The sequence below is a fragment of the Caballeronia sp. J97 genome (genome assembly GCF_905220305.1).
GTDB lineage: Bacteria > Pseudomonadota > Gammaproteobacteria > Burkholderiales > Burkholderiaceae > Caballeronia.
Map to the genome: position 1 here is coordinate 260,102 of NZ_CAJMZL010000003.1, position 18,340 is coordinate 278,441.

Below are 18,340 nucleotides of genomic sequence, written 5' to 3' on the forward strand. Positions count from 1 at the left end.
CGCAGGTCTCCGCCGCCGAACGCGCATTCGCGCTTCGCTTCATACTCTCGTTTGTGGCAATCGCTTCAAACCCCCATCCACATGGAGCACTCATGCACGATCTGAAAGGTAAATCGATCCTCATCACCGGCGCGAGCACCGGCATCGGTGCGGCGGCGGCGCGAGCGTTCGCGCAATACGGCGCGAACGTCGCGGTGCATTACAACAGCTCGAAGGACAAGGCCGAGGAAGTCGCGAAAGACGTCCGCGCGCTCGGCGTCACGGCGATCACCGTCGGCGCGGACGTGCGCGACTCGAAGGCCATCGACGCCGCCGTCGCGCAGGTCGTCGATACCTTCGGCAAGATCGACGTGCTCATCAACAACGCGGGCAGCCTCGTGAAGCGCGAGCCGATCGCGTCCGCGAGCGACGAGCTCTTCGACGAGATCATGCACATCAACGCGCGCTCGGTGGTCGCGTTCACGCGCGCGGCGCTGCCATCGCTGCGCTCGGGCGGCGGCGGCTCGATCATCAACGTGACATCGGTCGCGGCGCGCAACGGCGGCGGCCCCGGCGCGCTGCTCTACGCCGCTTCGAAGGGCTTCGTCAGCACGATCACCAAAGGCATGGCGAAGGAACTGATGCCGGATCGCATCCGCGTGAATGCGGTCGCGCCCGGCGTGATCCAGACGCCGTTCCAGGAGCGCTTCACGACGGCCGAGCAGCTCGAATCTTTCCGCAAGGCGATTCCGATGGGCTTCATCGGCGAACCCGACGACTGCAGCGGCGCATTCCTCTATCTCGCGTCGGAGGCGATGTCGCGCTATGTGACCGGGCAGATCATCGACGTGAACGGCGGCCAGTTGATGCCCTGATCGCGTCGCCGCTCGTGGTATATAAGCGTCTGGTCTTTCGTCGCACGTAACAAAGGAGGAAGCAGGAGATGCTTTTGAAAAAAGAACTACGCATGCGATCCGCCGCGCTCGGCGCCATCGTCGCATCGGCGCTCATGACGGCGGGATTCGTCGAGACGGCGCCGGCCTACGCGAAAACCGCCGACACGCAGCCCGCGGTGCTGACCGCGTCGGCCGTCGCCGTCGCCGACAAGTACGCCGCCGACACGGCAGAACAGATCTTCAAGCAGGGCGGCAATGCGGTCGATGCGGCCGTCGCGATCGCCTTCACGCTTGCGGTCACGTATCCGGAAGCGGGCAATATCGGCGGCGGCGGCTTCATGACGCTCTACGTCGATCATCGTCCGTACTTCCTCGACTACCGCGAGCGCGCGCCGCTGTCCGCCACGCGCAACATGTATCTCGACGACAAGGGCGAGGTCATCAAGGGCATGAGCCTTTACGGGCATCGCGCGGTGGGCGTGCCGGGCACCGTCGAGGGCATGTGGGAAGCACAGAAGCGCTTCGGCAAGCTGAAGTGGAAGCAGGTGCTCGCGCCGGCCATCAAGTACGCGCAGGATGGCTTCGAGGTCGACGATCAACTCGTCAAACGGCGCGATGACGCCGCGAAGGAATTCGCCGGCAAGACCAACTTCGATCTGTACTTCGGCGGCATGAAGGCGGGCGAGGTATTCAAGCAGCCCGATCTCGCGAAGACGCTGCAGCGCATCTCGGACAAGGGCGCGAAAGGCTTCTACGAAGGCGAAACGGCCGACCTGATCGCGAAGTCGATGGAAGGCCACGGCCTCATCACCACGCGCGACCTGAAGGACTACAAGGCGGTGTGGCGTCAGCCGGTCACCGCGAGCTGGAACGGCTATCGCGTGATCACCGCGCCGCCGCCGAGCTCGGGCGGCGTCGGCCTCGTGCAGTTGCTGAAGATGAAGGCCGATCTCAAGGACAAGTTCCAGGACGTGCCGCTCGACTCCGCGCAGTACATCCATCTCGTGTCCGAGATCGAGAAGCGCGTGTTCGCGGATCGCGCGCAGTATCTCGGCGACCCGGACTTCTACAAGGTGCCGGTCGCGCAGCTCATCAACGACGACTACCTTCTGAAGCGTGCGCAGGAAGTCAATCCCGACACGCCTTCGGACACGAAGAGCGTGCAGCCGGGACTCGGCACGTCGATGCCCGAGAAGGCCGAGACGACGCATTTCTCGGTCGTCGACAAATGGGGCAACGCCGTGTCGAACACGTACACGATCAACGGCTATTTCGGCTCGGGCGTGATCGCGGAAGGCACGGGCGTCGTGCTTAACGACGAGATGGACGACTTCGCGTCGAAGCCGGGCGTGCCGAACATGTTCGGCGTCGTCGGCAGCGATGCGAACTCCATCGCGCCGAAAAAGCGCCCGCTCTCGTCGATGACGCCGACCATCCTCACGAAGGACGACAAGGTCGCGATGGTCATCGGCACGCCGGGCGGCTCGCGCATCTTCACGTCGATCTTCCAGGTCATCACCAACGTGTACGACTTCAAGATGCCGCTGGCCGAAGCTGTCGGCGCGACACGCTTCCATCATCAGTTGCTGCCGCCTAACACGATCTATCAGGAGCCGTTCCATCAGCTCGACGCCGAGGTCGTGAAGCAACTCGAAGACAAGGGTTACAAGTTCACGATGCAGAACTTCAACGGCGACATTCAGGCGATCCGCATCGACGGCGACAAGCCCGAACCGATGTCCGACCCGCGCGGACGCGGCGTGTCGCGCGTCATCCAGTAATGCGCCGCACAACGGCGAGCCAGTAAAATAGCGGCCCGAACCGGACTAGGCGTTTCCCCTAGTCCGGCCTTTTTCCGCCCATGCGAAAGCCCCGCCCCGCGCGGGATTCACGGCATATAAGCCTCCCGGCATGAGCGGCATGTTTTTCATGGGATTGGACCCAACGCTCCGTTCCCCTAGTCTCTGTCCTGACCGAGTGCAGCCATGAGAGCCCGTCACTCGGCATCATCCAGAACTAGATACGAGACGACCCTGACGATGGACCCGCAGTGGCCGACGTGCAGAAAGCGCGGCGCACGGTGTTCCGTTTCAGCGCGCTGATAAAGGAGCAGCTCATGTTGGAATCCTCCGCCCAGCAGCTTGGCGACATCGACATCACCCCCACAGAACGAGAGGAAAGCGTTCCGTCCGGCAAAGGCGGATTTCTCGATAGCTACTTCGGCATTTCCAAAACCGGCAGCACGGAAAAGCGCGAGATCGTCGCGGGCATCACGACGTTCCTCGCGATGGTCTATTCGGTGTTCGTCGTGCCGGGCATGCTCGGTAAAGCAGGCTTCGACACGAGCGCGGTGTTCGTCGCCGTGTGTCTCACCACCGCGTTCGGCTCGCTCCTGATGGGCGTGTGGGCGCGCCTGCCGATCGCGATCGGCTGCGCGATCTCGCTGACCGCGTTCACGGCCTTCGGTCTCGTGCTGGGCAAAGGCCTCACGCCGAACATCGCGCTCGGCGCCGTGTTCCTGATGGGTCTCGTGTTCACCGCGATCTCCGTCACCGGCGTGCGCTCGTGGATCCTGCGCAATCTTCCGACGGGCGTCGCACACGGCACGGGCATCGGCATCGGCTTGTTCCTGCTGCTGATCGCATCGAACGATGTCGGCCTGATCATCAAGAATCCCGCACCCGGCATGCCGGTGTCGCTCGGACATATCACGGCGTTCCCGGTGCTGATGTCAGTGCTCGGTCTCGCGGCGATCTTCGGTCTGGAGCGCCGGCGCGTGCCCGGCGGCATCCTGCTCGTCGTGGTCGGTCTCTCGGCGATCGGCCTGATCTTCGATCCGTCCGTGCGCTTTCATGGCGTGTTCGCGCTGCCTTCGCTGTCGGCTCCGGGCCATGCTTCGCTGATCGGCGCGATGGACATCAAGGGCGCGCTGTCGATGGCCGTGCTGCCGAGCGTGCTCGCCCTCGTGATGACCGCGGTGTTCGACGCGACCGGCACGATCCGCGCCGTCGCCGGACAGGCAGGCCAGATCGACAAGAACGGGCGGATCGTCAACGGCGGCCGCGCGCTGACCGCCGATTCGCTCAGCTCGATCTTTTCGGCCTGCTTCGGCGGCGCGCCGGCCGCGGCGTATATCGAATCGTCGGTGGGCGTGGCGGCGGGTGCGAAGACCGGCCTGGCTGCATCGGTCGTCGGCGTCCTGTTCCTCGTCGTGATGTTCCTCTCGCCGCTCGCCGCGCTCGTGCCTTCCTACGCGACGGCGCCCGCGCTGATGTATGTCGGCCTGCTGATGCTCGGCAATGTCAGCAAGCTGCATTTCGAGGATACCGTCGACACGATGTCCGGCCTCGTCTGCGCGGTGTATATCGTGTTGTCGGCGAACATCGTGACGGGCATCATGCTCGGATTCTGCACGCTCGTGATCGGCCGCATCGTCGCGGGTGAATGGCGCAAGCTGAATGTCGGCACGGTGGCGATCGCAGTCGTGCTCGCCGTGTTCTATCTCGGCGGCTGGGCGATCTGATCATCGGCTGCATTGCGTCAAACAAAACGGCGCGCTGCCCGAAAGGACAGCGCGCCGTTTCTCATGCTCGCGCTACTTCGTCGCCAAGGCGACGGCGCCCGTCTCCAGCCGCCCGACACAGCCTCGATGAACGGTTTGCTTTCGCTCACATCCGTGACGGTGAGCTTGATCGCATCGATGTCGCAAGTGCAGCGCGACCAGCCCGCGTCCTTCAGATCCTCGCGGAATTCATTGCGCGATTTCAGCACGAGGCGCTTTCCCGGCTCGGACTCGAGCACTTCCCCCGCGTCCGCGACGCGGTCATCGGATCCCGCCTTCCAGCCGGATTCCTGGTGCATCCGAACCAATAGACAAATGAATCGGCTCCAAGCCCTATGAACAAAGGCTGCTAGCCGTTTCACGCACGTCGAAAACCCCACCAGAAGCCACTTCGCACCATCGAAGAATCAATGAGCTACAGCGCCGTTCTTGATGGTCTCGCGTCCGATCGACCATGCGACAGACGCGGCCATTTGAGGCACATCGTCGGCTTCTCGATCAGGAACCACGACAGCAGCGTGAGCGCAAGCGACACCGCGAAGGTCGCGCCGATCATGGCGAGCTTCGGGAATGCGAGGCTGCCGAAGAACGCGAGAATTGGGTCGTGCCCGCCGAAGAGCATCACGTGAATAACCGGGTAGTGCCACAGATAAAAGCCGTACGAGACGCGGCCCAGCTTGGCGAGCGGCCACACGTTGAGAACGCGCACCAAAAGAGACGTCTGCGCGGTGAAGACGCGGGCGATCACAACAGCCGCCGCGAGCGACGTAGGCATATATCCGAGCGGTTTTGCAGCGAAGTGCGCCATCTTCGGATCAACCAGCGTCACGCCGAGATAGGCTGCGCCGAGCGGCCACAAATAGCCGATGCGGCGGATGTGCTCACGATTCAGCGAGGCGAGGATCGCACCGTAAATCAGCCCGTCAGTGTGCGTGTCGAATCCGCAGTAGATCCGCGCGAGTCGGACATGATGCAGTGAGAGCCATTCGCGCCAGGCGAAGATGAGCACCGCGAGCATGATCATGCCGACGAGCGATCGGCGATATCCGAGGCGCAGAAAGACGAGCAGCAGGCACGGCCAGAGCAGATAGAACTGCTCCTCGATGGCGAGCGACCACGTGTGCCCGGTGAGCGCGGCGTCGTAACCGCCGAACGCCCTCACCCAATTCGTCACGTAGAAGAGCGCGGGGAAAACTTCGAGCGAGCCGCGCAGAGCCGGCTCGTAGAAGGATGTGTAGATGGCGACAGCGGCAAGCACGCCGAAGAGCGCCGGATACAGACGCCGAGCGCGTCGCCAGTAGAAGTTGCGAAAGCTGATCTGTCCGTCGCGCGCATGCTCCGCGCTGAGCAGGCGGGTGATGAGAAACCCGCTCAGCACAAAGAACAAGTCAACGCCAATGAAGCCGCCTTCGATGCCGGCAAGGCCGGTGTGCGTGAAAAATACCGCCAAAACAGACAGTGCTCGCAGGCCGTCGAGACCGTCGATCCACCCTTTATTCGCTTCTTTCATCGCCTCGGACGCCGGGTCGACGCCGGTTGTCATTTATCCTGCGCGATTGTAACATTTTGAAAGAAATGGGAATAAGCGTCGCATCAATACGACGAGCACGGATGACGCTGGGCGATCTGATCATCGGCTGCATTGCGTCAAACAAAACGGCGCGCTGCCCGAAAGGACAGCGCGCCGTTTCTCATGCTCGCGCTACTTCGTCGCCAAGGCGACGGCGCCCGTCTCCAGCAGCGATTTGAGATTCGACAGAATCTTCGGCCAGCCGCCCGACACGGCCTCGATGAAAGGTTTGCTTTCGCTCACATGCGTGACGGTGAGCTTGACCGCCTCGCCGAGCGCTTCGATGTCGTAAGTGCAGCGCGACCAGCCTGCGTCCTTCAGATCCTCGCGGAATTCGTTGCGCCATTTCAGCACGAGGCGCTTTCCCGGCTCGGACTCGAGCACTTCCCCCGCGTCCGCGACGCGGCCATCGGAAAACAGCATCTTCCACGCGGATCCCGCCTTCCAGTCGGATTCCTGGTGCATCCCGAACCAATACTGCCTCACGAATTCCGGCGTCGTCAGCGCTTCCCACAGCTTCTCGGGCGTCGTGCGGATGTACGTGACATAGACAAACGTGTCGCTACTCATGATCGTCTCCTTCAAGCGTGCGTTTCAGGTCGGACAAAGCGTCCAGCCGCGGACGCTCGAACTTGCTGATCCAGCGTTGCGCGATCTCGTGGATCGGCACCGGATTGAGGAAATGACGCTTCTCGCGGCCATGACGCTGCGTCGATACCAGGTTCGCGTCTTCGAGTATCCCGAGATGCTTCGACACGGCCTGGCGCGTCATGCTCAGGCCGTCGCACAGCTCGCCGAGCGTCTGGCCGTTTGCTTCGTGCAGCCGGTCGAGCAGTTGCCTGCGGCTCGCGTCCGCGAGCGCGCGAAAAACCGAATCGTCATCCATGGACGCATTATGCAACCATTTGGTTGCATGTCAAGCGGCGCGCTGCAGCGTTCGGCGCGCAAAGCGACGACGCCCCCGGAAGCGTTTCGCTTCCGGGGGCGTCGTGATTGATGCTCTAGACCGGGATTGCCGTCGTGCGCTGCTTACTTGCGGCGATACGATTCGACGAGGATCTCGCAGTTTTGCAGATGCAGTTGCAGCGCACGATCCCACTCGCGGCGCAACGCAGCCTTCGAAGCGCGCAGCCAGGAACCGAACGAAACGAGCAGGGATTGTTGAGCGGTGGTTTTCATGTGCATCTCTCAGGGTAAGTAGCTAGGGAATAACCCTAACTATACGCCTTTCTCGCTGCACCGCAACACGTTTTCAAAAAAGCAACAGGGTATTCCCGTAGATCGCCGGTCAATTTTGCATCGGTGCATCGGGCGCCAACTGCACGCCCTTTTTGAAGATGAAACACCCGTAGCCGCGCGTTTCCCCCGTCGCGATCACGCAATAGGCGCTTTTTGCGCGTTCATAGAACGCGAAACGCTCGATCGACCCAAACGGCACGGCGCGCCCCTCGGCGGCATCGATTTCGCGCTGGGCTTCGCGCTGCACGGCGGGCAGAGCCGCGGCATCGCCGACGACTTCCATCCGCTCGGCAGGATGATCGACGAACGTATCGAGCGGCATCACGGACAGCACCGCTTGCACCGCGCGCGGCGCGCCGACGCCATCGAGTCGGAGCACGCGACCGAGCACGGTCCGGCGCGCGATGGAATCGGCGGGAAAGTTGGCGTCGCAGATGACGACTTCGTCGCCGTGGCCCATCGCGCAGAGGGCGTGCAGGATGTCGGCGTTGAGCAGCGAATCGATGTTCTTCAGCATGTCTTCTTGTTCTCCATGACGTAGGCCAGCCGAATCTATGGTACCCGCCGCCGCGCTTCTAGGGCACGAGCAACTCGCCCTGCCGCGCCGCGTCCTTGCCCGCGATGCGCGCGACCAGCATTCCCGCCGTCGCGAAGCGCGTCCAGTGCCGCGCGTACAACAGGCCTTCGGTCTGTGCGACGAGCGGGACGAGCCGGTCGTCGAGCGGATCGAGCACGTCGGCGATGATGTCTCCCGGGCACACGCGCTCGCCGATTTCCCGCCGATGCAGAATCACGCCCGATAGCGGCGCATGCACGTACTCGCATCCGGCGAGCGGCGTCGCGGGATGGCGCAACGGCGGCAATTCCGCCGCGTCGCCCGCGATCATGCCCGCGTGCGTCAGGTAGTCGACGATGGCCTGTGCATCGCGCGCCGCCATGTCGTGCGACACGTCGCGCACGCCGCGCAGCTCCAGCGTGACCGAACGCGCGCCCATCGGAATCGGAAAACGATCCGCGAGCGCGCCGCGCAGATAGCGCCACGCCGCCGTGCACGCTTCGTCGAACGGCTCGCCTCCCGATACATCGGCGAGCAGTTGCGCCTCGCTGCCGAGATAGCGTGCGAGCGGCTCGATCGCGGGCCACGCTTCGGGCGTCGTGTAGAGATGCGCGACGGCCTCCCAGTCGCAATGCAGGTCCATGACGAGATCGGCGTCGCACGCGAGCGTCATCAGTTCGATGCGTTGCGATTCGAGCTCGGTCGCCGCTTCGAGCGCTTCCAGATGTTCGCGCAGCGCCGCGCGAACGAGCCGCGCGTTCTGCGTGGCGTCGCCCGTCAGGCGGCCCTTGAGCGCGAGTGCGAGCTTGGGCCCGAACGCGGGAAAGCGCCGGTTGAAGTCTTGGCCCGAACGCATCTCGAAGCGGCCCATCTGCGTGCCGAACCAGTGCTGATTCAGGCCGGCCGGATTCGCAACCGGCACGAGCACGATGCGCGCGTTCAGCTTCCCCGCCGCTTCCAGTTCGGCGAAGCGCCGCTTCAGGTACCACGCGACGACCATGCCCGGCAGTTCGTCGGCGTGCAGCGACGCCTGAATGTAGACCTTGGGCGATGTCTCGCCGTCTTGCGGCCCGAAACGATAGCTCGTGATCGCGCGCCCGGTGCCGAGCGACGCGCCGACGAGCGGATGATGATGAACCTGCATCTTCGATGTGTCTCTCGTCGAAAGCGAAAAGAAAAGGCACCGCGAGCGATGCCTTTTTCGGTCGAATGCGTCGAACGGCGATTACTGGATCGAGATATCGGTCTCGAAGTACTTCGCCATGATGCGCTTGAACGTGCCGTTCTTCTTGATTTCGACGAACGCGTTGTTCAGGCCGTTCTTCAGATCGGCGTCGCCCTTGCGCAGACCGATCGCCGTGCCCGGACCGATGATCGCGCGGTCTTCGACAATCGGCCCGACCAGCGCGAACGGCTTGCCCTGCGGCTTCTTCAGAAAGCCGATGGCGGCTTGCGCGGCGTCGGTGAAGATCGCGTCGATGCGGCCCGCGACGAGATCCGCCTCGACCTGCTCCTGATCGCCATAAGCCACGACCGTCACGCCCTGCGGCTCCCACTTCACCTTCGCGTAACGCTCCTGCACCGTGCCCTGCTCCACGCCGACGCGCTTGCCTTTCAACGCCTGCGGCGTCGGCAAAATGCCCGAGCCCGCGCGCGCGACGAGTTGCGCGTGTGTGTCGTAGAGCGGATCGGTGAAATCGATCTGCTTCAGGCGCTCCTCGGTGATGCCCATGTCGGACAGCACGGCGTCGAATTTGCGGGCCTTCAGGCCGGGAATCATGCCGTCGAAATTGTTTTCGACCCACACGCACTTGACTTTCATCTGCGCGCACAGCGCATTGCCGAGATCGATGTCGAAGCCGGCGAGCGTGCCGTCGGCCTGCTTCGATTCGAACGGCGGATAGGACGGATCGACGGCGAAACGGACTTGCGTGATTTCCTTGGCTTGCGCCGAGAACGAAACGGCGGCGAGTGCGGCAAGCATCGCGAACGATGCGGACTTCTTGAATGACATGCTGTTCCTTCGGGGCTTTCGATGAGACGGCGACACATCGCGCGCGGACGCGCGAAAAACCGTGAATGGTAACAAAACCATCCGATTCGCCGTGCGACGCACGTCAAGGGACGACCGAAAGAAACAGGAAAGCCGCGAAGATCACGAGCAGCACGACGCCCTGCAGCACGGTCGAGCGGCCCGTGCCGAGCGTGATGACGGACACGAGCAGCGTGAGCGCCAGCATCACGATTTCCTTGGGCGCGAGCCCGAGCGCGATCGGCTGGCCGATGACGATCGACACGACCGCGACCGTCGGAATCGTCAGGCCGATGCTCGCGAGCGCGGAGCCGAGCGCGAGATTCAGGCTCGTCTGCAGGCGGTTCAGGCGCGCCGCGCGCAAGGCGGCCAGCCCTTCCGGGAGCAGCACGAGCGCCGCGATCACGACGCCGACCACGGCCTCGGGCGCGCCCGCTGCCGCGACGCCCGCCTCCACCGCCGGCGACAGCAGCTTCGCGAGCCCGACCACAGACACCAGCGAGAGCATCAGGAACAGCAGCGCGACCCACGCTTCGCGGGTGCTCGGCGGCGGCGCGTGCGGTGCTTCGTCTTCGCCCTGCGTGTTCGCGGCGGCCGGCGGCGTGAACGGCAGGAAGTAATCGCGATGGCGGATCGTCTGCACGAACACGAAGGTCACGTACAGCACGAGCGAGATCACGCCGACGAAAATGAGCTGCGACGTCGAAAGCGCCGGACCGACGACCGTGCTCGTGAAATTCGGCAAGACGAGCGTGAGCACGGAAAGCGCGCAGAGAATCGCGAGCGCGGCGCTCGCGCCTTGCAGCTGGAAGTCCTGCACGTGATGCCGCAAGCCGCCGACCAGCAGACACAAGCCGACGATGCCGCAACTGCAGATCATGATCGCGGCGAACACGGTGTCGCGCGGCAGTCCGGCTTTCTCGGGGCCGCCGGACAGCATCACCGACACGATCAGCGCGACCTCGATCACCGTGACCGCGATCGCCAAGACCAGCGTGCCGAACGGCTCGCCCACGCGATGCGCGACCACTTCCGCGTGATGCACGGCCGCGAACACCGCGAATGCGAGCGCGATGGCTGCGAGCACGATCAGCACGCCGCTCTGGATCAGCGCGGTCGCGGCCAGCACGACGAGCGCGAGTATCGGGGTAATGAGAGTCCAGTCCAGCTTGAATTTCATCGGCGCTCCGGGCGGATCGGGTGAATGGGATCGTCGGCTCTTGCGATGTGGCCACCGGGTCTGCAAATCGCGCCGAATGCGTCGGACCCGCTCGCACGCCGTGCGTGCGAGGAATTTGCCGTGACAAAGGGCCGCAGACCATCGGCATGATAGCGAAAACGCGGTGCCGCGCGTTCGCCCGCGTGCCGGACTCGAGCGGATGAATTAATTGCGTAATTGTCGGAAAATAGCGCTTCAGTGCCCACGCCCTGGAACCGGAGACACATGCTCGCCGCACCGATACCCGAGAACGAAACCGCCCGCCTCGCGACCCTGCGCGCGCTCAGGATCCTCGACACGCCCGCCGAGGACCGCTTCGACCGTCTCACGCGCCTCGCGCGCCGCCTGTTCGACGTGCCGATGGCGCTCGTCTCCCTCATCGACGAAAACCGGCAGTGGTTCAAGTCGTGCGCGGGACTCGACGCGCAGGAAACCTCGCGCGACATTTCCTTTTGCGGACATGCGATCCTGCACGACGACGTCTTCATGATCCCCGACGCCCGCGCCGATGCACGCTTTCACGACAATCCGCTCGTCACGGGCGATCCGGGCATCCGCTTTTACGCGGGCCAGCCGCTTACCGTGCCCAACGGCTCGAAGCTCGGCACGCTGTGCCTGATCGACACGCGCCCGCGCGAACTCGACACCGAGCAGCGCGGGCTGTTGCGCGATCTCGCGCATATCGCGGAGCAGGAGATTGCGGCGATCGAACTGGCGACCGTCGACGAACTGACGCTGATCGCGAACCGGCGCGGCTTCGAGGCACTCGCGCAGCACGCGCTGAACGTCTGCAAGCGCATGGGCCGCGACGCGTCGCTCCTGTTCTTCGACCTCGACGATTTCAAGCGCATCAACGACACCTTCGGTCACGCCGAGGGCGATCGCGCGCTCGTGACCTTCGCCACCGCGTTGCGCGAGTCGTTGCGCGAAAGCGATGTGATCGGCCGTCTGGGCGGCGACGAATTTGTCGCGCTGCTGACCGATGCCGGCGACGGCGAAACGCGCCACGCGCTCGAACGCTTGCGCGATGCGCTGGCGGCGAGCAACGCGGCGGCGGCGCGTGGCTATCAGATTCGCTTCAGCGTCGGGCAGACGCAGTTCGACGCGCAGCGGCACGCATCGGTGATCGACCTGCTCGTGGCAAGCGACAGCAAGATGTACGCGCACAAGGCCGCTCAAAAGAACGGCCCGGGGCGCTAGAACGCGTCACTCGCTGCCGCTTTCCCGGAAGTACAGGCGACGCGGCAGCCCCCACACGATCAGCATCGCGCCGAGCAGGCACGCGAACGCGATCGCATAGAGGCCGGGCGTTGCGCTGCCGGTCATCGTCTTGACCTTGCCGACCATGTACGGGCTGATGATGCCGCCGAACTGCCCGACCGAGTTGATGAGCGCGATGCCGCTCGCCGCCGCGATGCCGGTGAGAAAGCGCGTCGGCAAGATCCAGAACAGCCCGAGCGACGTGATGATGCCGGTCGCGGCGATCGTGAGACCGATCACGAGCATCACCGTATTGCCCGGGAAAAAGCCGCACAGCACATAACCGATCGTGCCCGCGAGCGCGCACGCGCCGAGGTGCCAGCGCCGTTCGCCGGTGCGGTCCGAGTGCCGGCCGATCAGGATCATGCCGATGCCCGCGACCGCGTAAGGCAGCATCGAAATCAGGCCGATCATGAAGGGATCGCTCGTGCCCGCGGTCTTCACGAGCTGCGGCATCCAGAAGACGAGGCCGTAGATGCCCATTGCGAGGAACAGATAGATGAGCGCCATCACGAGCGTGACGGGCTCGCTGAACGCGGCCTTCAGCGAATGCACTTCGCCGACCTTCGGATCGCGCGCGAGTTGCGCCTTCAGCGCGCGTTTTTCATCGGCGTCGAGCCATTTCGCGTGATCGACGTCGTCGTCGACGAACGCGAGCACGACGAAGCCGAGCAGCACCGACGGAATGCCTTCGAGCAGAAAGAGCCATTGCCAGCCGGGCATGCCGTTCAGGCCGTTGCAGAACTTCATGATCGCGCCCGACAGCGGACTGCCGATAATGCCGCACAGCGCGATCGACGCCATGAAGAACGCGTTGATGCGTCCGCGCCGCGACGACGGAAACCACTTCGTGAAGAAGTACAGCGCGCCCGGCACGAAGCCCGCCTCGAGCGCGCCGATCAGAAAGCGCAGCACGTAGAACCATGTCTCGGTGCGCACGAACATCATGCACGCCGACGCGATGCCCCACGTGATCATGATGCGCGCGATCCAGCGCTTCGCGCCGACGCGATGCAGCACGATATTGCTCGGCACTTCGAACAGAAAATAGCCGACGAAGAACACGCTCGCGCCGAAGCCGTACATCGCATCGGAGAAACCGAGCTCGCTTTGCATCTGCAGCTTCGCGAAGCTGATGTTGATGCGGTCGAGATACGAAAACACGAAACACGCGACGAACAGCGGCACGAAGCGCCAGAACACCTTGCGGTAGATCCGGACGTCGTCGTGCGCTTCGGTGCCTGGGGCGGCGGCGATGGAATCCACGTTGTCTCCTTTGTTATGGGTCTGCTGCGGTTTCAGTACGTCGCGCGTCCTCCGGAAAGATCGAACACCGCGCCCGTCGTGAACGAGTTCTCCGACGACACGAGGAACGCGACCATCGCCGCGATCTCCTTCACTTCGACAAAGCGCCCGCGCGGAATCTTCGACAGCATGTAGTCGATGTGCTCCTGCTTCATCTGATCGAAGATCTTCGTGCGCGCGGCGGCCGGCGTCACGGCGTTCACCGCGATATCGAGGCCCGCCGTTTCCTTGCCGAGGCTTTTGGTCAGCGCGATCACGCCCGCCTTTGCCGCGCTGTACGCCGATGCGTTCGGATTGCCTTCCTTGCCCGCGATCGACGCGATATTGACGATGCGTCCGTAGCCGCGCGCGATCATCGTCCGGACGACCGCCTGGTTGACGTGGAACGCGGCGTTCAGATCGACATCGATCACGCGCGACCATTCTTCCGGCGCGTAGTCGGCGACCGTCGCGTTCGCGCCCGCGATGCCCGCGCTGTGCACGAGCACGTCGATGTGCCCGAAGCGTTCCAGCGTGCGCGAGGTCGCTTTGGCGACGGCATCGCGATCGGTCAGATCGACGAGCACGGTTTGCACGTCGCCGAGCCCGACGCGCGCTTCGGCCAACGCACCTTCGTCGCGATCCCACAGTGCGACGCGCGCACCGCCTTCGACGAGCCGCTCCGCCACCGCGTAACCGATGCCCTGCGCGCCGCCGGTCACGACCGCCGCGCGATTCGTGAAGTCGTATCGGTTCATGCGTCCACCGTCCGCTGCCGTTGTTCGCCGAGGCCTTCGATGCCGAGACGCATCGTCTGGCCCGCGCGCAGATAGACGGCTTCGGGCTTCTGCCCCATGCCGACGCCCGGCGGCGTGCCCGTCGAAATGACATCGCCCGGCTGCAGACTCATGAAGCGCGAGAGATACGAGACGATTTCGCCGACCTTGAAGATCATCGTGCTGGTGTTGCCGTTCTGATAGCGCTTGCCGTCCACTTCGAGCCAGAGCGGCAGCTTGTGCGGATCGGGCACTTCGTCGGCGGTGACGAGCCACGGGCCGATCGGGCCGAAGGTATCGCAGCCCTTGCCCTTGTCCCACGTGCCGCCTCGCTCGATCTGATATTCGCGCTCGGACACGTCGTTGATCACGCAGTATCCGGCGACGTGGCTCATCGCGTCGGCTGCGTCGATATACGCGCCGCCCTTGCCGATCACGACGCCCAGTTCGACTTCCCAATCGGTCTTCTTCGAGCCGCGCGGGATGCGCACGTCGTCGTTCGGACCGACCACCGCCGAGAGCCACTTGTTGAACACGACCGGCTCCGACGGCACGGGCAGATTCGATTCCGCCGCGTGATCGGCATAGTTCAGCCCGATGCAGATGAATTTGCCGATGCGCCCGACACACGGTCCGATGCGCTCGCCCGAAGGCACGATCGGCAGCGTCGACGGATCGAGCTTCGCGAGTTGCGCGAGCGATTCGGGCAGCAGCGCATCGCCCGCGATATCGCCGATGACGCCGGACAAGTCGCGGATCGCGCCGCTGGCATCGAGAAAACCGGGTTTTTCCTGGCCGGGCGCGCCGTATCGAAGCAGCTTCATGAGTCGGTGGTTCCTTGAACGTAATGAGCGGAACCCACAATGTAGAGAACGCTGCACAGCTTGAATAATGAAAGCTGCTGCCGGGGCGATAACTTTCCGTTATCTTCTCGTAGTCCCGTAGCCGCTTGCCTCCATGCTGCCCAATGCCGATTCGATCGCCGCGCGACTGCGGCTCAAGCAACTGCGTCTTCTGATCGCGCTCGACGATCACGGCTCGCTTCATCGCGCCGCCGATGAAATGGCGCTCACGCAGCCCGGCGCGACGAAGGCGCTGCGCGAGATCGAAGCGACGCTCGGCGCGACGCTTTTCACGCGCTCGGCGCAAGGCATCGAGCCGAATGAACTGGGGCGCTGCGTGATCCGCTATGCAAGGCTGATCCACATGGACGTCGCGCATTTGTGCGAGGAAATGGCGGGCATTCTGCAAGGCACGGGTGGACGGCTCGCGATCGGCGCGATCACCGGCGCGGTCTCCGGCGTGCTCGTCGATGCCCTCGCGCGCTTGCGCGAGCGGCAGCCGGCGTTGACCGTCGAAGTGGTCGAAGACACGAGCGCGCGGTTGCTCGCGCTGCTCGATCAGGGCCGGCTCGATGTCGCGATCTGCCGGGCGAGTGTCGCGCGCCACCCCGATCACTACCACTACGTCGAGCTGCGCGACGAGCCGCTCGCGATCGTCGCGGGCGTCGCGCATGCGCTCGTCGATGCGCCGCGCGTCGAATTGAGCGAGCTGGCTTCGAGCCGATGGATCGTCTATCCGGCGATCATGCCGATCCGCAGCCTCTACGAGCGCGAATTCAAGGAAGCCGGCCTGCCGCTGCCCTCGCATCCGATCGAGACGGCATCGACCATCACGACCGTGCTGCTGCTGCAACACGATCCGACACTCGTCGCGATGATGCCGCTCGACATGGCGACGTTTCTATCGGCACACGGGCTCGCGAAACGGCTCGCCATCGCGGTGCGCTCGCGCACGGAACCGTACGGCGTCGTGACGCGAAGAGGCGCGGCGCTGCCTGCGCCCGCGCGGCTCATCATCGAGGAACTCACGCGCGACAAAAAAGCGGACGGGTAAAGCGCCCGTCCGCTTCGTTCGATCGACTGACGCGCCGGTTACGACACGAGCTCGGCGTTCAACGTGATTTTCGTGTTGCCCGCGAAGAGCTTCGACACCGGACAGCCTTCTTTCGCGGCCTGAGCGGCCTTGTCGAAGGCGGCTTTGTCGGCGCCGGGAATCTTCGCTTTCAGATCGAGCTGGCAGGCGGTGATCGTGAAGCCATCGCCGTCCTTGTCGAGCGTGACCGTCGATTTCGTTTCGAGGCTCTCGGCCTTCATGCCGGCCATTTCGAGCTGCAGCGAGAGCGCCATCGTGAAACAGCCCGCGTGCGCCGCGCCGATCAACTCTTCCGGATTCGTGCCCGGACCTTCCTCGAAGCGCGACTTGAAGCCATAGGGCGCCTCGTTGAGCACACCGGTTTGCGTCGAGATGAAACCCTTGCCGTCCTTGATGCCGCCGCTCCATTTTGCCGATGCTGTCTTTTGCACGAGAGTTCTCCAGAGATGAAGTGGAACTGACGAATTCGCACGCGCCGTGCCCGGTCCGGCGCACTTCGATAGCCTGAGCGGTTGCATCGTAGCCGATCGCACGACTGGGTGCAGCGGGCCCGTGCATTGGACTATCATCGCCCACTCGCGTTTTGCGGACGACAACCTTCTGAAGAGCACCACACAACATGGGCCCACCCACCGAACGCATCACCGAAGACCGCACGCTCCCCGATTTCGCCGACGTCGTCATCGTGGGCGGCGGGGTGATCGGCATCAGCACGGCGCGAGCGCTCGTCGACAAAGGCCTGTCGGTGGCGGTCTGCGAAAAGGGCTATATCGCCGGCGAGCAGTCGAGCCGCAACTGGGGCTGGTGCCGCGCGACGCATCGCGACTTGCGCGAGCTCGAACTGAGTCTCGAAAGCCTCGCGCTCTGGCGACACATCGATGCGGACCTCGGCATCGACACGGGCTTTCGCGAGTGCGGCATCCTCTACGCCGCCGACGATGCCAAAGCCCTCGCCGATCACGAAGCATGGCTTGCGCGCGCGGTCGCGCTCGTCGGCCGCGACGCGCTCGACTCCCGCATCGTCTCGCCGGACGAAACCGGCGCGTTGATGTCGTGCACCACGCGGCGTTTCGCGGGCGGCATCTACACACCGGGCGACGGCCGCGCCGAGCCGCAACGCGCGGTGCCCGCGATGGCCGCCGCGCTGCGCGAACGCGGCGTGAAAGTGCTGACGCCCTGCGCGGTGCGCGGCGTCGAAACGAGCGGCGGCGCGATCCGCGGCGTGGTCACCGAATACGGGCGCATCCGTTGTTCGAGCGTGGTCGTGGCGGGCGGCGCGTGGACGCGCCATTTCGCGGGCAGCCTCGGCGTCGACGTGCCGCAACTCATGGTGCGTTCGTCGGTCTTGCGCACAGCCCCGCTGGAACAGGGACCGGACGTGAGCGCGTGCAATCGGGAAATGGGCTATCGCAAACGTCTCGACGGCGGCTACACCATTGCCAACGCGTTTCACAGCTTCCACGACATCACCCCCGACAGCCTTCGCCTGTTCGGCAAATTTCTGCCTGCGCTGAAAAGTCAGATCGGCTCGATCAAGCTGGGACTGAATCGGCGCTTCTTCGAGGAACTGCGCCGGCCGCGCACCTGGCCGCTCGATCAGCCGACCCTCTTCGAAGTCGACCGCACGCTCGATCCCGCCCCCGTGGAGGCCTTCAACGAAGCGGCGGTCACAGAATTCCGCAAGCTCTTCCCGGCGCTGGCCGGCCTGCGCGTCGAACAGGCGTGGGCCGGCTATATCGACGTGACGCCCGATGCCGTGCCGGTCATCTCCAGCGTCGACGGGAAACCGGGGCTTTTCATCGCCACGGGCTTTTCGGGTCACGGGTTCGGCATCGGTCCGGCTGCGGGCAAGCTGATGGCGGACCTTGTCGCGAACGACGCACCGCTCGTCGATCCGCGCGCGTTTCGCCTGTCGCGCTTCTTCGACGGCAGCAAGATCGAGATCGACGGCGGCTTCTGATGCATCGCGCGTGCGCGCGGCGACGGCCGGCACGCGCTAACATACCGGTTTTGCGAACATCGCCCGCTCGCG

General features: G+C 64.3%; 19 protein-coding genes. 6 read left to right on the forward strand and 13 right to left on the reverse strand.

From position 1 onward, the window contains the following. Positions 1 to 92: 92 nt before the first annotated feature. The 3 genes from U4Y90_RS07800 to U4Y90_RS07810 all read left to right on the forward strand — a co-directional run bounded on the left by U4Y90_RS07800 (position 93) and on the right by U4Y90_RS07810 (position 4,398). The gene (locus tag U4Y90_RS07800; RefSeq protein WP_321793919.1) at positions 93 to 854 is read left to right on the forward strand and encodes a glucose 1-dehydrogenase; all 762 of its coding nucleotides are present in this window, start codon (positions 93 to 95) and stop codon (positions 852 to 854) included. A 92-nt stretch (positions 855 to 946) separates the two neighbouring features. Continuing rightward, the gene (gene ggt, locus U4Y90_RS07805; protein ID WP_415749316.1) at positions 947 to 2,656 is read left to right on the forward strand and encodes a gamma-glutamyltransferase; all 1,710 of its coding nucleotides are present in this window, start codon (positions 947 to 949) and stop codon (positions 2,654 to 2,656) included. Between the two features lie 335 nt (positions 2,657 to 2,991). After that, positions 2,992 to 4,398 carry an NCS2 family permease gene (locus U4Y90_RS07810; RefSeq protein WP_321793923.1) on the forward strand — a complete coding sequence of 469 codons (1,407 nt, stop codon included), beginning with the start codon at positions 2,992 to 2,994 and terminating at the stop codon, positions 4,396 to 4,398. A 17-nt stretch (positions 4,399 to 4,415) separates the two neighbouring features. On the opposite strand, the gene U4Y90_RS07815 is transcribed toward U4Y90_RS07810, so the two are convergent. The 9 genes from U4Y90_RS07815 to U4Y90_RS07855 all read right to left on the reverse strand — a co-directional run bounded on the left by U4Y90_RS07815 (position 4,416) and on the right by U4Y90_RS07855 (position 11,014). After that, positions 4,416 to 4,646 (reverse strand): hypothetical protein, encoded by a 231-nt coding sequence (locus U4Y90_RS07815; RefSeq protein ID WP_321793925.1) that lies wholly within the window; start codon positions 4,644 to 4,646, stop codon positions 4,416 to 4,418. Between the two features lie 206 nt (positions 4,647 to 4,852). Next, positions 4,853 to 5,980 carry an acyltransferase gene (locus tag U4Y90_RS07820; RefSeq protein WP_321793926.1) on the reverse strand — a complete coding sequence of 376 codons (1,128 nt, stop codon included), beginning with the start codon at positions 5,978 to 5,980 and terminating at the stop codon, positions 4,853 to 4,855. A 159-nt stretch (positions 5,981 to 6,139) separates the two neighbouring features. Continuing rightward, complete coding sequence (locus tag U4Y90_RS07825) at positions 6,140 to 6,577, reverse strand: SRPBCC family protein (protein WP_321793928.1); 438 nt, start codon at positions 6,575 to 6,577, stop codon at positions 6,140 to 6,142. Further along, entirely contained in the window at positions 6,570 to 6,893 is a 324-nt protein-coding gene (locus U4Y90_RS07830; RefSeq protein ID WP_321793930.1) for a metalloregulator ArsR/SmtB family transcription factor, read from the reverse strand. Before U4Y90_RS07830 ends, U4Y90_RS07825 begins: the two co-directional genes overlap by 8 nt. A gap of 143 nt (positions 6,894 to 7,036) precedes the next feature. Continuing rightward, positions 7,037 to 7,186 carry a hypothetical protein gene (locus tag U4Y90_RS07835; protein WP_321793932.1) on the reverse strand — a complete coding sequence of 50 codons (150 nt, stop codon included), beginning with the start codon at positions 7,184 to 7,186 and terminating at the stop codon, positions 7,037 to 7,039. 109 nt (positions 7,187 to 7,295) lie between these two features. Continuing rightward, positions 7,296 to 7,763, reverse strand: coding sequence for an RbsD/FucU family protein (locus U4Y90_RS07840; protein WP_321793934.1), 468 nt, complete (start codon positions 7,761 to 7,763; stop codon positions 7,296 to 7,298). Between the two features lie 58 nt (positions 7,764 to 7,821). Then, positions 7,822 to 8,946 (reverse strand): succinylglutamate desuccinylase/aspartoacylase family protein, encoded by a 1,125-nt coding sequence (locus U4Y90_RS07845; RefSeq protein ID WP_321793936.1) that lies wholly within the window; start codon positions 8,944 to 8,946, stop codon positions 7,822 to 7,824. Between the two features lie 81 nt (positions 8,947 to 9,027). Next, entirely contained in the window at positions 9,028 to 9,816 is a 789-nt protein-coding gene (locus U4Y90_RS07850; RefSeq protein WP_321793938.1) for an ABC transporter substrate-binding protein, read from the reverse strand. Positions 9,817 to 9,919: 103 nt separating this feature from the next. Continuing rightward, positions 9,920 to 11,014 (reverse strand): ionic transporter y4hA, encoded by a 1,095-nt coding sequence (locus U4Y90_RS07855; protein WP_321793940.1) that lies wholly within the window; start codon positions 11,012 to 11,014, stop codon positions 9,920 to 9,922. A 264-nt stretch (positions 11,015 to 11,278) separates the two neighbouring features. Here U4Y90_RS07855 and U4Y90_RS07860 point away from each other — a divergent pair, with 264 nt between their 5' ends. Further along, entirely contained in the window at positions 11,279 to 12,253 is a 975-nt protein-coding gene (locus U4Y90_RS07860; protein WP_321793942.1) for a sensor domain-containing diguanylate cyclase, read from the forward strand. A gap of 6 nt (positions 12,254 to 12,259) precedes the next feature. On the opposite strand, the gene U4Y90_RS07865 is transcribed toward U4Y90_RS07860, so the two are convergent. The 3 genes from U4Y90_RS07865 to U4Y90_RS07875 are packed head-to-tail and all read right to left on the reverse strand — an operon-like array spanning position 12,260 to position 15,197. Continuing rightward, a complete protein-coding gene (locus U4Y90_RS07865) occupies positions 12,260 to 13,579 on the reverse strand; it encodes an MFS transporter (RefSeq protein ID WP_321793944.1) in 1,320 nt (439 codons plus the stop codon). A gap of 32 nt (positions 13,580 to 13,611) precedes the next feature. Next, positions 13,612 to 14,355 (reverse strand): SDR family NAD(P)-dependent oxidoreductase, encoded by a 744-nt coding sequence (locus U4Y90_RS07870; protein ID WP_321793946.1) that lies wholly within the window; start codon positions 14,353 to 14,355, stop codon positions 13,612 to 13,614. After that, positions 14,352 to 15,197, reverse strand: coding sequence for a fumarylacetoacetate hydrolase family protein (locus U4Y90_RS07875; protein ID WP_321793948.1), 846 nt, complete (start codon positions 15,195 to 15,197; stop codon positions 14,352 to 14,354). The genes U4Y90_RS07870 and U4Y90_RS07875 overlap by 4 nt, the downstream gene beginning before the upstream one ends. A gap of 133 nt (positions 15,198 to 15,330) precedes the next feature. Between U4Y90_RS07875 and U4Y90_RS07880 the strand changes: the two genes are divergently transcribed. Then, on the forward strand, positions 15,331 to 16,269 hold the full coding sequence (locus tag U4Y90_RS07880) for a LysR family transcriptional regulator (RefSeq protein WP_321793950.1): 939 nt from the start codon (positions 15,331 to 15,333) through the stop codon (positions 16,267 to 16,269). 38 nt (positions 16,270 to 16,307) lie between these two features. Here U4Y90_RS07880 and U4Y90_RS07885 read toward each other — a convergent pair whose 3' ends face one another. After that, on the reverse strand, positions 16,308 to 16,739 hold the full coding sequence (locus U4Y90_RS07885; protein ID WP_061168392.1) for an OsmC family protein: 432 nt from the start codon (positions 16,737 to 16,739) through the stop codon (positions 16,308 to 16,310). Positions 16,740 to 16,927: 188 nt separating this feature from the next. Here U4Y90_RS07885 and U4Y90_RS07890 point away from each other — a divergent pair, with 188 nt between their 5' ends. Next, a complete protein-coding gene (locus U4Y90_RS07890) occupies positions 16,928 to 18,268 on the forward strand; it encodes an FAD-binding oxidoreductase (protein ID WP_321793953.1) in 1,341 nt (446 codons plus the stop codon). Positions 18,269 to 18,340: the final 72 nt, after the last annotated feature.